This is a genomic window from Flavobacterium salilacus subsp. salilacus (assembly GCF_004634195.1).
Lineage (GTDB): Bacteria > Bacteroidota > Bacteroidia > Flavobacteriales > Flavobacteriaceae > Flavobacterium > Flavobacterium salilacus.
Map to the genome: position 1 here is coordinate 339,179 of NZ_SKBP01000002.1, position 13,790 is coordinate 352,968.

Consider the following 13,790-nt stretch of genomic DNA (forward strand, 5'->3'; position numbering starts at 1 on the left):
GTTTATGTAGCTAAAATAAGAAAAATAAAACCGTTAGCATAAAAAATACCCGCCCTGAAACAGAGCGGGTAGTATAGTAGTATATCCTGTATGGACTATGCCAGCATAGTAACCGGATTTTCAATATATTGTTTTAGTGTTTGCAGGAACTGTGCTCCTGTTGCACCATCCACAGTACGGTGGTCGCAGGTAAGGGTAACCATCATAGTATTACCTACTACAATTTGTCCGTCTTTAACAACCGGTTTTTGTACAATAGCCCCTACTGAAAGGATAGCTGAGTTTGGCTGATTGATGATTGAGGTAAACTCCTGTATGCCAAACATACCCAAATTAGATACTGTAAAGGTACTGCCTTCCATTTCTTTAGGCTGTAGTTTTTTGTTTCTTGCTTTACCCGCAAGATCCTTAACATTAGCCCCTATTTGGGAAAGCGTCATATTATCGGCAAATTTAAGCACGGGTACTACCAGCCCTTCATCTACCGCTACGGCAACACCAATACTTATATGATGATTGTATATTGTAACATCGTCTTTCCATTGTGTATTTATTTGCGGATGTTTACGCAATGCCATAGCACACGCCTTAATAACCATATCGTTGAAAGATACTTTGGTATCCGGCAATGCGTTAATAACACCGCGTGACGCAATAGCTGCATCCATATCAAGCTCTATGGTAAGGCTGTATTCCGGAGCCGTAAATTTAGAATTACCTAAACTACGCGCTATTGCTTTACGCATTTGCGAGTTTTTAACTTCCTCAGTACTTTCTTCTCCGGCAGGTGTAAACGGTTTTACTGCCGATTCAGCAGGCTGCTGTGAAGCTGCTTGCGGCTGTTTAGCTTCCGGTGTATAGTTTTCAATATCTTTCTTAACAATACGACCATTCTCGCCTGTACCTTTTACCTCATTGAGTTTAATACCTTTTTCTTCGGCTATTTTGCGTGCTAACGGCGATACAAATATTCTGCCTCCATCATTAGCTTCTGTAGTTTCGTTTTTTGTTTCCTCCTTAGCTTCAGGTTTACTTTCTTTGGCAGGAGCAGCTTCTTCTTTGCTTTCACCCTCAGATGAACCGCCATCTTTACTGTAGTTTTCAGCTATACCGCTAACGTCTGTACCCTCAGGACCTATAATAGCTAAAATGCTGTCAACAGGAGCCGATTCGCCTTCTTTTACACCAATGTATAAAAGTGTACCTGCATTAAACGATTCAAACTCCATTGTAGCTTTGTCCGTTTCTATCTCTGCAAGTATATCGCCTTCGCTTACTTTATCGCCTACTTTTTTAAGCCATGTTGCTACAGTACCATCGGTCATGGTATCGCTAAGTCGTGGCATAGTAACCACTTTTACTCCTTCAGGAAGTTTAGAAGAAGTTTCTTTTTTAGGCTCAGATGATTTCTCCTCTTTTTCAGCTTCTTTTTCTTCTCCTTTTTTATCTTCAGCAGGTTCTTCTTCGTCAGAAGAACCATTATCTTTTCCGTTAAGCAATGCCTGATAGTCCTCGCCTTCCTTACCAATAATGGCAAGTACCGAATCTACAGGAGCGCTATCGCCTTCTTTAACGCCTATGTACAATAAAGTTCCGGCATCAAATGCCTCAAACTCCATTGTTGCTTTATCTGTTTCTATTTCGGCAAGTATATCGCCTTCATTTACTGTATCGCCTACTTTTTTAAGCCACGTTGCTACAGTACCTTCGGTCATGGTATCGCTCAAGCGCGGCATTGTTATGATTTTTGCCATGATTATTGTAGTTTATGTGGTAAAAACGGATAATTTTCCTGCTCGTAAACAACGTTGTACATTACATTCGCATCAGGATACGGAGATTCTTCGGCAAACTGTTCGCACTCGCTTACCAAATCCCTTACTCTGTTATCTATTGCCTCGATTTCTTCATCGGTAGCATAGTTGTTTTCTTTTATAATATCAAGCACCTGAGTAATAGGGTCAATTTTCTTATACTCCTCTACTTCATCCTTGGTACGATAATGTTGTGCGTCACTCATAGAGTGCCCTCTGTATCGGTAGGTTTTCATTTCAAGGAAGGTAGGACCTTCTCCTTTTCTTGCTCTTTCGATAGCTTCGTGCATTGCCTCTGCTACTTTTACAGGATTCATACCATCAACAGGACCACATGGCATTTCATAGCCAAGCCCCAGTTTCCATATATCAGTATGATTAGCTGTACGCTCTACTGATGTACCCATGGCATACCCATTATTCTCCACTATAAATACTACAGGAAGTTTCCATAACATAGCCATATTAAAGGCTTCGTGAAGTGATCCCTGACGCGCGGCACCATCTCCAAAATAGGTTAAGGTAACACCACCTGTTTCAAAATATTTATCGGCAAAAGCTATACCTGCACCTACGGGTATTTGTGCACCCACAATACCGTGACCGCCATAAAAACCGTGTTCTTTAGAGAATATATGCATAGAGCCGCCCAGTCCTTGCGATGTACCGGTAGCTTTACCTAAAAGCTCTGCCATAACCCTGCGGGGATCTACACCCATACCTATAGGCTGCACGTGGTTACGGTAGGCTGTTATCATTTTATCTTTAGAAAGATCCATAGCATGCAGTGCGCCCGCAAGTACAGCTTCCTGACCGTTATATAAGTGAAGGAAACCTCTAACTTTTTGCTGAATGTATAAGGCTGCAAGCTTGTCTTCAAACTTTCTCCAAAACTGCATATCCTCGTACCACTTCAGATAAACTTCTTTTGTAATTTCTTTCATTTCTGAATATTTGTTACTAATGTGATTTTAAAAAATTTATTTTTGACGCAAAACGTTTCCTCACACAAATTTGCGAAAGGCAAAAATAACACTTACGTTTTATAACTAAAAAAATAAAACAAAGTATTTTATTTTTTTCTGTGACTTTAAATAAAAAAAGGATTTCAATGAAATCCTTTTTTTATTTTTACAAGTATTTGTTTTCAAAAACTAAGGGTAGTAAGTTTTTTAGTGAGTCTGATTTATAAACTTTCCCCGCTTCGCCCATAAAGTAAATTTCGATGGGAATATCCTGTTTCATTTCATATTCGGCTATAGACTGCCTGCATGCGCCACAGGGCGGTATAGGCTCTTCTACCTTCTTTTCTTCGGAGGCTGCCGAAATGGCTATTTTTAAAATATTAGCTTCGGGATAGGTTGCTCCCGCATAAAAAACAGCTACGCGCTCAGCGCAAAGCCCTGACGGATAAGCTGCGTTTTCCTGATTAGAACCCAATACAATTTCTCCGTTATCAAGCAGTAATGCAGCGCCTACGTGAAACTTAGAATAAGGGGCGTATGATTTTTTCCTTATTTCGACTGCCTGTTGCATTAACATCTTTACATCTTCAGGAAGTTCATTTACTGAATTGAATGCTGTAAAGGTTGAAATTATACTGATGTTTTCCATTTATTAATATTCGTCGTATGTAGTATCGCCAAAATTAAATGTTAGTGAGAATCGAAGTGTGTTTTCTAACGGGTTTCTTACTTGTGATGCTGAGAAAAGGTAGGAAACGTCTATTTTTACCACTGTATATTTAAAACCGGCTCCAAGCGAAAAGAATTTACGGGCTCCTTTAGAATCATCTTCATTAAAATATCCTAAACGGAAGGCAAACGAATCCTGATAGGTATATTCAGCACCCAACGAGTAGGTAACCTCTTTAAGCTCTTCTCTAAAACCGTCCGGAGCATCGCCAAATGATTCGAAAATACCCGACACCCAACTTGTTTTGTTATAATCTAATAAGTCCTGACTATATTGCTCATCAAACTCAGCTTGCTTTTCATCTGCAATTCCATAATCTGCTTCACTAATGGTATCTTCGCCATTAATAATCCCATCTCCATTAGTATCTGAACTCGGACGAGCAATTGCATCATATTTTGCAGGAGGAGTAGGAACTAATAACTTTGTAACCTCTACATTTACAGCTACTTTATTAAACTCGTCAAAGATAAAATCGAAACCACCCCCCAGCCTCAAGTTAGCCGGTAAGTAATTTGAGTTGGTACTGTTAGTATCTTCATCATTATTGTAATTAATCTTCGGCCCCATATTCTGGAAATTGAAACCGGCTCTCCAACGACCGTTAAAATCTGTATAGGCTACCTCTTCTGACTGGTAGAAACCTGCCACATCAAATGCGAATGTATTTGCCGCAGTGGCATCGCCGCCTCCGGAGGCTTCGGGTATTCTTAAATTAGAGCTTATAAAACGACCGGCAACTGCCATGGCAAAACGTTCGCTCAATTTAAGTGAATAAGAAAGATCGACTGCTAACTCATTGGGAGTTCTTATTACTCCCGGATCATCAGGCGTTTGCCTAAGCTCAATATCTCCAAGCCCGAAGTAACGAAAACTACCTGCAAAAGCACTTCTTTCATTATATCTTCTGTAATAATTAACTTGTGCCAATGATATATCACCTGCTATTTCCGTAAGATAGGGCGTATAGCTAATACCTACTCCCTGCCCGTCAAGCGCAAAAGCGTATTTTGCAGGATTCCATTGCTGAGAATAAGTATCTGTAGATGTTGCCACACCTTGGTCTGCCATACCAGCAGCTCTTGCATCGGCAGCTATTAATAAGAAAGGTACTCCTGTAGTAATTGCTCTACTACTGGCATTACTTTGTTCTATAGTATAAGGTTGTTGCGTTACTTGTGCAACAGATACTTGTACACCCAATACAGAGAGGGTAAATAAAATAATCTTCTTCATTTCTGTTTTTAAAAATTTAAAGGTAACAAATATAGTATTTTTTACAGCAATACAAGCTTTTCATATTTATGCGCCGTTTTGTTTGTTGTTGATGACTTAACAGTAAGTTTATATATATAAACCCCTTTGCCTATTTTATCGCCAAAATCATCGCGTCCGTCCCATGTTATTTCTCTGCATAAAAAACCATCGGTAATTACAGTTTGATTGATGGTTCTTACCACTTTTCCTGTTACGGTAAAGACCTGTACTTGTACATCGAGCGGTTCAAAAGGGCGGTTATGATTAAACCAAAACTCTGTATAGCTTACAAACGGATTAGGATAATTAAGCACACGCTCCAGTTCCAGGGCATCATCTCCTGCCACTACAAATTGTATATCGGCTATAACAAGGTTATTATACACATCCCATGCTTTAAACGTTAGGGTATGTAAACCTTTTTCAAGATCGGAAAAAGGAAAACGAACCTGTCCTCTGGTATAATCGTCCAGACTGGCTTCATAATAATCATTCATCAAAAATGGGTTGGTCTCGTCGCCATCCAGTATCCCTATAATATCGTGCCCTATACCACTTGCGGTATTAATTCCGTGCTCATCCTGAAGAAATGCAAGCAGTATAGGCGAACTATTGGTTATACCACCCGACACGAATGACTCATCGTTCATATAAAGCCTTACAACAGGTGCTGTTCTATCTTCGGTTGCATTGGGATTAATTCCGCCAATTTGTATATCATTATCGTATCCTGTTTGATCCTGAAACACGCCATTTCGTTTTGCATAAAAACTAACACGACCGCTATCAACAGGTATGCGAATATCTCTGGGCACTACAAAACTAACGTCAAACTGTCCGTTTCTAACGGTTGCACTACCCCTGAAAATAGTTTCGCCAAGTGTGTTAAACTGGGTGTTTTCAGGAAGGTTACCATCATTATTTAACGTCTCCCTCTGGATGTTTTTATCAAAAACCGTTATTTCCAGTTCGCCATTATAGTTAGCTAAAAGGCTGCCGCTCTCGGTGGTAACATTCCCGGCAAGGGTTACATTTTCAAGTGACTTTATAGGTTCGGTAACATCGGCAACGGGAATATCATTTATTTTAGTGAGTACAATATTGGGTTCTGCCACAGCAAGCTTTAATGCCGGGTCGCCCACAAATGCTATTAACCGGTATGTTTCCTGATTTGATTTTGCCTGTCGCAATGCCTCCGCCATAGATGGGTATTGCCCGCCATCAAAAGCATATAGCTTGGAGGCAAGCGTGGTATTAAAACTAATAGCTGCCGATATAAAAATAGCCCTGGTGGTAGTCATCATGGCAATAGCCCCTCCGGTAGGGTTCCAGTAAATTTCCTCACCTGCTGTGGTACGATAGGGGTTATCAAATCGGGTAAGATCGCAGGTGGCTGTTATAAATAGGGTATATTTAAACCTGTTGGTAAACGCTATTGCATCTTGCGCTTCTAAAAGTCGTTCACTTGCGATACCATTTTCGCTGCCGTGCCCAAGATAATTGACTACCAATGTACCAAAGTTTATAGACCGTATTATTTGCTCTTTAGCATCCGGATAACGTTCTCCTCCGGATGATGCCTGCTGTACGTAAGAATCTATATATACTTTTCGCATATTAATAAAAGGTCTGTTTGCAATTATAGTTGCTACCAGTTCTTCCTGTTCGGGCACAAAGCTCACATCGCTGGCAGCATCCGCATCATCTGCTATAATAAGATATTCGTTACGCCACCTGCCATAAGCTTCTTCACTAAGGTATTCGGCTACTTTGTTTACCATTTCTTCTGCTTGGGTTGTAGTGCTCACCACAATACGCCCTACAGCAATATCGGCAGCGCCGCTGCCTGCCCCTTCTCCGTCATCCATCATCACAAAAAAATCATCCGACACATAGGTGGTTACTATGCTATAATTACCGCGCCCGGTATTATTTGGATCAAAATCATGATAAATCGGTACAATGTTAGTGTTATTAGGAATCCTGTCTTTAAAATCAAAAGAGGCATCTCCAAAAAGATTTACGTATTTTATCTTGTTTTGGTCGGAAGATGCATTGTTATAAATATATTTTACAAAATTTCTGATTGCGCCTATATCCTGTTTGCCGGAAGAGAACTCCTGATAAATTTTATCAAGGGTTACTACTTTTACATTTAAACCTGATTGCGACCTGTGAATATTGGCTAAAGATTCGGCTTGCGAAAGTAAAAACTCGGGAGTTACAATAAGATAATCAATATCCTGAAACTGCCCCTGAGCATTATTGAATATAGTGCCTTTCAGGTTTTGGTTGGCAACACGTGCATTAGACTCTCTTAAAGGCGTGTAATAATCTGATGGCACAACTGTTATATACTTTCTTACCTCGCCCATAGTGGCTTTAAAAGAAAATTGCGATGCATTGTTATCGGCTACTTTGGTGGCATTATATAGATCGGTAATATCCCAAACGGCATTTATGCCGGATGCATTGGTAAATTGGTATTGAATGACTCCTATATTATTAGCAGCGTCATTGTATTCAAAACGAAACTGTTTGTTGTTACCTGTCAGATTTCTTTTGGCTTTTATTATAATATAATCAAGCCAGGCATTCGAAGTGGGCACACCCCCATTATTATAATTTAACGAAACCGTAACATTGCTTGAAGGTGTAAACGTTGAACTAAGGTAACCGTCAAATCCTGAATCATATTGCCCTTGTGATTGAAAGGTTAAGCTGCCTACATCCTGCCCATTTACATTGACTGACATACTTGTGCTGTTTATAGAGGCTGCTGCCGCGCTTACTATTATTGTAGCATCAGTAGCCACAACATTGGGTATTTCAAATTCAAACTCTTGTTCGTTTTCAACATTAAACTGCTCGCCATGCCATTTCCTGCCCAGTCGCGCAATACTTACCAAATCTTTTTCATGATATAAATATTCATCAAAACTGGTCGTAGTAACATCAGGAGCGCCCACAGGTTCAGGCATTGTACTGATGCGCTTGCCCGTTCCGCCTGCTGATGTAACATAGTAGTATGACCTATCGGCAAAAAGGTTACTATGTGTGCGGCTATCGGCATTCCAGTTATCTACCCCTTCGGCATAAAACAATATATAATCGCTGTTATCAAAACTTCCGTCTTCCTCTCCTATAAATTGTATTGCATTCTCAGCAAGGTCGGCAGGATAATCTACTTCGTTAAGCAATGGCAGCATCCGTCCGCCATTACCATATATTTTTATATTTCGAGGATCGGTATTAACATCAAAGCCCAACTGTTGTAAAAAGCTTCGGGTAACTTTATATACCCCGGATTTTTCTACATAAAAACGATACCAAGCTCCTGAAGCAAGTACAGAGTTGGATATGGATGTAAAACTGTTGGTGCTTTTTACAGTGCGTTGCTGTGCATTAAAGGTAAAGGAATAGGAAAAAGATTTAATGCGTTTGTAGCCCGAGCCTTCCTTTATAATAGGTGACAGCTTTAGCTTAGCATACCAATCGTCACGAGATTTTATTGCCGAAACCGCAGCATTTGGAGCATTGCCAATTTTAGCATCAGAAATATCGCCAAGCTGGCTTGGGGTTATACTTTCGTAAACCACATTGGTAATACGTAACGAATTCGGATTTACAGCAGCAGTAACGGGAATATTGTTTGAAAAAAATAATTGCCTGTTATCTGCATCATAATACATATATTCCGATTGGAATTCCGGCAGGGTTACTGCCACATCACCAATAAATGACGGTACATTATCCTTCCACTCTAATGTAAAAACACCGCTTTGCTGCCCGAAAGAAGTCAGCGAAAATAAGCTGTATAATAATATGTATAATGGTAATTGGTATTTCATCACTTTGAGAGAACGCGAATAGAAAAAATATATTACAAAAAAATTAAAATTATTTTAAGCGTTGCGGAATGCAATATTACTTTAAAAAGCCCGTTCTAAAAAGACACATTTAACATAAATTTGGATTTTTATTAAATTTTTTAAAATCATGTTGTGGTTTAGCGGTTAATTATTATATTGCGCCACGAAATTTATTACATAGAGAAGATGAGAATTAACAAGAACACTGCTTTAAAATTGTTTATGGCACTGGCCGTAACAGTTGGTTTTACTGGTTGTAGTAAAAAAGGATCTGGCGGTAGCGGGAATACTTCTTCGGCTACAGGCTGGAAAATTAATGACAAGAAAGGCGGATTCCAGCACAACTCAAAGTACAAACAGCAGGAAACTGCACCCGGACTGGTTGAAGTGGAAGGTGGAACATTTACTATGGGTAGGGTAGCTGACGATGTTATGCACGATTGGAACAATACTCCAACCCAGCAACACGTACAATCTTTCTTCATGGATGAGACAGAGGTAACCAATGTTATGTATATGGAGTACCTGGACTGGCTAAAAAGAGTGTACCCCCCGAGTGAGGAAAACTATAAAAATATTTACGTTGGAGCACTGCCCGATACATTGGTATGGAGAAGTGCACTTGGCTACAACGAAACAATGACAAACAACTACCTAAGGCATCCCGCTTATGGCGATTATCCTGTGGTAGGTGTTAACTGGATACAAGCTGTAGAGTTCAGCAAGTGGAGAACAGACCGTGTAAACGAGTCAGTTCTTGAAAGAGAAGGTTATCTTAAAAGAGATGCTAAAGTACTTGATGTTACTGCCGAGAGTACCTTTAGCACAGAGGCTTACCTTGAAAGCCCAAGCAAAAGTTACGGAGGTAACGAAGAAATCGTTTACAAAGGCCCACGAAATAAACTGGCAGGCGATGAAGAAGCTAAAAATGTATATGCCCAAAGAACTTCAGGTTTAATATTACCTGAGTACAGACTGCCTACTGAAGCAGAATGGGAATATGCTGCTATTGCACTTGTGGGTAACCGTGAGTACAACCTGTACAGAGGTAATAAAAAATACCCTTGGAAAGGACAATATACCCGTAACGGTAAAAGACAAACCAAAGGCGATCAGCTTGCTAACTTTAAGCAGGGTAAAGGTGACTACGGCGGAATCGCAGGATGGTCTGATGACAATGCAGATATTACTGCACCTGTTAAATCTTACCCACCAAACGATTTTGGTCTTTATGACATGGCTGGTAACGTAGCCGAATGGGTTGCCGACGTATATCGCCCAATAGTAGATGATGAAGGAAATGACTTTAACTACTACAGAGGTAACGTTTATATGAAAAACAAAATTGGCGATGACGGAAGAGCTGAAATTGTAACCGCTGAAACTATAGAGTATGACACGCTAAGCAACGGACGCATACAGTACAGAAACCTACCGGGACAAATTGCTCAGGAAAAAATTACTGCTGATGATGTTTTCTTAAGACAAAACTATACAAGAAGTGATAACAGAAACTATAGAGATGGTGATGTACAATCGTCCAGATACTACAGTTATGATGCTAACGAAGAGGACGGGCTTGATGATAACAGAAAAATGTATGACTCTCCTAAACACTATGTAGGTGTTGACAGTATCGGTGAGATGGAGCGTCAGTGGGATGATTCTTCCACAAGAACTACACTGGTAAATGACAACGTAAGAGTATTTAAAGGAGGCTCATGGAGAGACAGGGCTTACTGGTTAGACCCTTCTCAAAGAAGATATTTCCCGCAAGATATGGCTACTGATTACATCGGGTTTAGATGTGCAATGTCTAAAGTAGGACCAAAATCAAGCAGAAAAACTGCCAGAAATTAAATAAATTTCAACACAAAAATATTTAATAAAGCCCTATCTTAGGGCTTTATTTTTTTCATATATGGACATAGCCCAACTCTACAGTTATTTTAACCAATGTGCTTCAATAGCTACAGATACCCGAAAAATTGAATCTGACACATTGTTCATAGCTCTGAAAGGAGATAATTTTAATGCTAATACTTTTGCAGAGGAGGCTTTGGCAAAAGGAGCAAAATATGCCGTAGTAGATGAACCTGAATATCAAACGGATGAAAGAATACTTCTTGTGGATAACACGCTTATTGCTTTACAAAAATTAGCCAATTTTCATAGAAGAACGCTTGGACTGCCGATTATAGCCCTAACAGGCAGCAACGGAAAAACAACTACAAAGGAGCTTATTAATACTGTACTTTCTTCCAAATATAATACTACGGCAACAGTAGGCAACCTCAACAATCATATCGGTGTACCTCTCACACTGCTCTCTTTTACTAAAGATACTGAAATAGGTATTGTAGAAATGGGAGCCAACCATCAAAAAGAAATAGAATTGCTTTGTGATATAGCCGAACCTAATTTTGGATACATCACTAATTTCGGAAAGGCACATTTAGAAGGCTTTGGCGGGTATGAAGGGGTAATTAAAGGCAAAAGTGAGCTTTATACCTACCTTAAAAACCATGTAAAAACTGCGTTTGTAAATCTTGACGATTCTATTCAAAAAGAAAAAACAGCAACCATTTCCCGGTTTACATTTGCTGTTAATAATCATAATTGTGATGTAAATATCGAAGCTATAACAGCAAATCCTATGGTAAAGATTGTTTACAAATCTCAAGAAATACAAACTAACCTGATAGGTATATATAATGCAGCTAATATAAGTGCGGCTATTGCTATCGGGACGTATTTTAAAGTAAGCGATATAAAGATTAAAAATGCACTCGAAGCCTACATTCCTAACAATAACCGATCGCAACTGATTGAGAAAAACGGAAACAAAATAATACTGGATGCTTATAATGCCAACCCAAGCAGTATGGGTGCTGCCATAACTAATTTTTTGCAGCTTGAAGGCGAAAATAAAATTGCCATACTGGGCGATATGTTTGAATTGGGTGCTGAAAGTACCGAAGAGCATAAAAAAATAGTTTACCTATTGGCGCATTTGGACAACGTTGAGATTTATTTTGTGGGCAAAGCCTTTTTTACAAATCAAATTGAAAAAGAAAACATACATTTTTTTGCAACTTTTGATGATTTCAACAGTCATTTCGCAAAGCAAAAAATAAAAAACAGTACATTGCTCATTAAAGGCTCGCGAGGTATGGCACTGGAAAGGGTTATGGAAGTTTTATAGAATATTACATATTTAGGAAACACCAATTGCTTTCTTTATATTGCCTGCCTGAACCTTATCACGTAGGATAAGTATAAAACACTATGGCAAATAAAAATTCAGAGTAATGAAAAACAAAATTTCTCATAAGCTGAACGAATTGCAGGCAACAGCAATTTGCGGTAACGATATTAGCTCTTCCTGTTTGTATGTATCTGCTTTAACCATAGGACACGCCGGGCAATATGCATGGATATCCTTACTTATCGTGGCTTTTGTACTTTTTTTATTCCGAAGAATTTATGGTGAAGTAGTTGGCGCACTACCCCTAAACGGAGGTGCTTATAATGTATTGCTCAATACTTCTTCAAAAAGGGTTGCCTCTATAGCTGCGGTACTCACGGTGCTATCATATATGGCAACAGCTGTAATATCGGCAACAGAAGCTATGCATTATCTGGAAACCATATTTAGCGGCTTAAATATCCATATAGCTACAATAGTGGTGTTAGTGATTTTTACAGGATTATCGATAATAGGTATAGGCGAATCAGCTATGGTAGCTGTATTTATATTTATTTTCCACCTGATATCGCTGTCGCTGTTGGTACTGGTGTCAATATTCTTTTTGTTTTCTAACGGTATGGAAACCTTTCACCTCAACTGGGAGGTTCCCACAACAACCCATAGTATATTCTATATACTATTTTTAGGCTTCTCGGCAGCCATGCTGGGTATATCCGGTTTTGAAAGCTCTGCCAACTTTGTAGAAGAGCAAAAAAACGGAGTGTTCCCAAAAACACTTCGTAATATGTGGGCCATTGTCAGCTTTTTTAATCCTGTAATAGCTATATTGCTTATTGCCATAATACCAATGACCCAAATAGGCGACCATCAGGAGTCGCTACTCTCCTACCTTGGGCATACTACAGGCGGAAGCTGGTTATCGTGGCTAATATCTATAGATGCCGTAATGGTATTATGCGGAGCGGTACTTACATCATTTGTAGGTGTTTCAGGATTGTTAAAGCGTATGACACTTGACAGGATACTGACCAATTTTTTTCTTAAAGAAAATAAAAGAGGATCAAGTTACCGTATCATCATTAGCTTTTTCATTCTCTGTGTATCTGTATTTTTAGTAACCGAAGGTGCTCTGGAGGCATTGGCAGGCGTTTATACCTTTTCTTTTCTTGCTGTAATGTGTCTTTTTGGTATTGGTAATTTACTGCTGAAAATAAAACGAAAGCGACTGCCAAGACCGGAACGCGCCAAAGGCATCTCTGTTGTTGTTGCCATCGCCTTTGTAGTAATGGCATTTTACGGCAATGTTGTGCTTAACAAAGAAGCTTTTACCACTTTTATAAAATACCTGATTCCGGCAATTATATTTGTTATAATAATGCTCAACAGGTCTGCCATAATACAAATAAGCCTCGACGCTTTGGAGTACTTTTATAAACCTATACGACGAATCGTAATAATAAGTAACCGCTACCTGCAAAAAATGCAACGAAAAATAAATGCACAAGAGTTTGTGTTTTTTACCAAAGGCGATGATGTAGCTATACTGAATAAAGTAATGCAATATGTACAGCAGAACGAAACGACAAGAAACTTGAAAATTGTAAATGTACTGCATGAAAGTAATGGTAATGAAGATTTGAAAAAAGACCTGAAAGTACTCGACAGGGCATATCCTGAAATAAACATACAGTTTATAGAAATTAAAGGGGTTTTTGGTCCTGATTTGATTGATGATTTATCTCGGGAATGGAATATACCCAAAAACTTTATGTTTATAGGTTCTCCCGGCGATAAATTCCCCTATAAAGTAGCCGATTTGGGCGGTGTTCGTCTGATAATGTAAAAAGTATCTTTACCCGGAGTAATACTCCTATTTTTAACTACAACATCAGTAGGTTTGGTTACATCTGTTTCTTTTTTGTTACGCAACTTTGTAATATC

Annotated in this window: 8 protein-coding genes; 3 read left to right on the forward strand and 5 right to left on the reverse strand. The window is 39.1% G+C overall.

Annotation, left to right across the window (positions count from 1 at the left end; genetic code table 11):
* Positions 1–95: 95 nt before the first annotated feature.
* From E0W68_RS04545 to porU, 5 genes are all read right to left on the reverse strand, one after another.
* A complete protein-coding gene (locus E0W68_RS04545) occupies positions 96–1,754 on the reverse strand; it encodes a pyruvate dehydrogenase complex dihydrolipoamide acetyltransferase (protein WP_135218221.1) in 1,659 nt (552 codons plus the stop codon).
* Positions 1,755–1,756: 2 nt separating this feature from the next.
* The gene (gene pdhA / locus E0W68_RS04550) at positions 1,757–2,758 is read right to left on the reverse strand and encodes a pyruvate dehydrogenase (acetyl-transferring) E1 component subunit alpha (protein WP_135218222.1); all 1,002 of its coding nucleotides are present in this window, start codon (positions 2,756–2,758) and stop codon (positions 1,757–1,759) included.
* Positions 2,759–2,945: 187 nt separating this feature from the next.
* Complete coding sequence (cdd, locus tag E0W68_RS04555; RefSeq protein WP_135218223.1) at positions 2,946–3,428, reverse strand: cytidine deaminase; 483 nt, start codon at positions 3,426–3,428, stop codon at positions 2,946–2,948.
* A 3-nt stretch (positions 3,429–3,431) separates the two neighbouring features.
* Positions 3,432–4,745, reverse strand: a complete 1,314-nt coding sequence (gene porV, locus E0W68_RS04560; protein ID WP_135218224.1) for a type IX secretion system outer membrane channel protein PorV — start codon at positions 4,743–4,745, stop codon at positions 3,432–3,434.
* Positions 4,746–4,786: 41 nt separating this feature from the next.
* The gene (gene porU, locus E0W68_RS04565; protein ID WP_135218225.1) at positions 4,787–8,617 is read right to left on the reverse strand and encodes a type IX secretion system sortase PorU; all 3,831 of its coding nucleotides are present in this window, start codon (positions 8,615–8,617) and stop codon (positions 4,787–4,789) included.
* Between the two features lie 207 nt (positions 8,618–8,824).
* Here porU and gldJ point away from each other — a divergent pair, with 207 nt between their 5' ends.
* From gldJ to E0W68_RS04580, 3 genes are all read left to right on the forward strand, one after another.
* On the forward strand, positions 8,825–10,498 hold the full coding sequence (gene gldJ, locus E0W68_RS04570) for a gliding motility lipoprotein GldJ (protein ID WP_135218226.1): 1,674 nt from the start codon (positions 8,825–8,827) through the stop codon (positions 10,496–10,498).
* 61 nt (positions 10,499–10,559) lie between these two features.
* A complete protein-coding gene (locus E0W68_RS04575; protein ID WP_135218227.1) occupies positions 10,560–11,843 on the forward strand; it encodes a UDP-N-acetylmuramoyl-tripeptide--D-alanyl-D-alanine ligase in 1,284 nt (427 codons plus the stop codon).
* A gap of 106 nt (positions 11,844–11,949) precedes the next feature.
* Entirely contained in the window at positions 11,950–13,692 is a 1,743-nt protein-coding gene (locus E0W68_RS04580; RefSeq protein ID WP_135218228.1) for an APC family permease, read from the forward strand.
* Positions 13,693–13,790: the final 98 nt, after the last annotated feature.

Excerpts from the sequence above, each read along its gene's own strand:
- E0W68_RS04545 (WP_135218221.1), bottom strand. The coding sequence starts at position 1,754 with ATGGCAAAAATCATAACAATGCCGCGCTTGAGCGATACCATGACCGAA.
- pdhA (WP_135218222.1), bottom strand. The coding sequence starts at position 2,758 with ATGAAAGAAATTACAAAAGAAGTTTATCTGAAGTGGTACGAGGATATG.
- cdd (WP_135218223.1), bottom strand. The coding sequence starts at position 3,428 with ATGGAAAACATCAGTATAATTTCAACCTTTACAGCATTCAATTCAGTA.
- porV (WP_135218224.1), bottom strand. The coding sequence starts at position 4,745 with ATGAAGAAGATTATTTTATTTACCCTCTCTGTATTGGGTGTACAAGTA.
- porU (WP_135218225.1), bottom strand. The coding sequence starts at position 8,617 with ATGAAATACCAATTACCATTATACATATTATTATACAGCTTATTTTCG.
- gldJ (WP_135218226.1), top strand. The coding sequence starts at position 8,825 with ATGAGAATTAACAAGAACACTGCTTTAAAATTGTTTATGGCACTGGCC.
- E0W68_RS04575 (WP_135218227.1), top strand. The coding sequence starts at position 10,560 with ATGGACATAGCCCAACTCTACAGTTATTTTAACCAATGTGCTTCAATA.
- E0W68_RS04580 (WP_135218228.1), top strand. The coding sequence starts at position 11,950 with ATGAAAAACAAAATTTCTCATAAGCTGAACGAATTGCAGGCAACAGCA.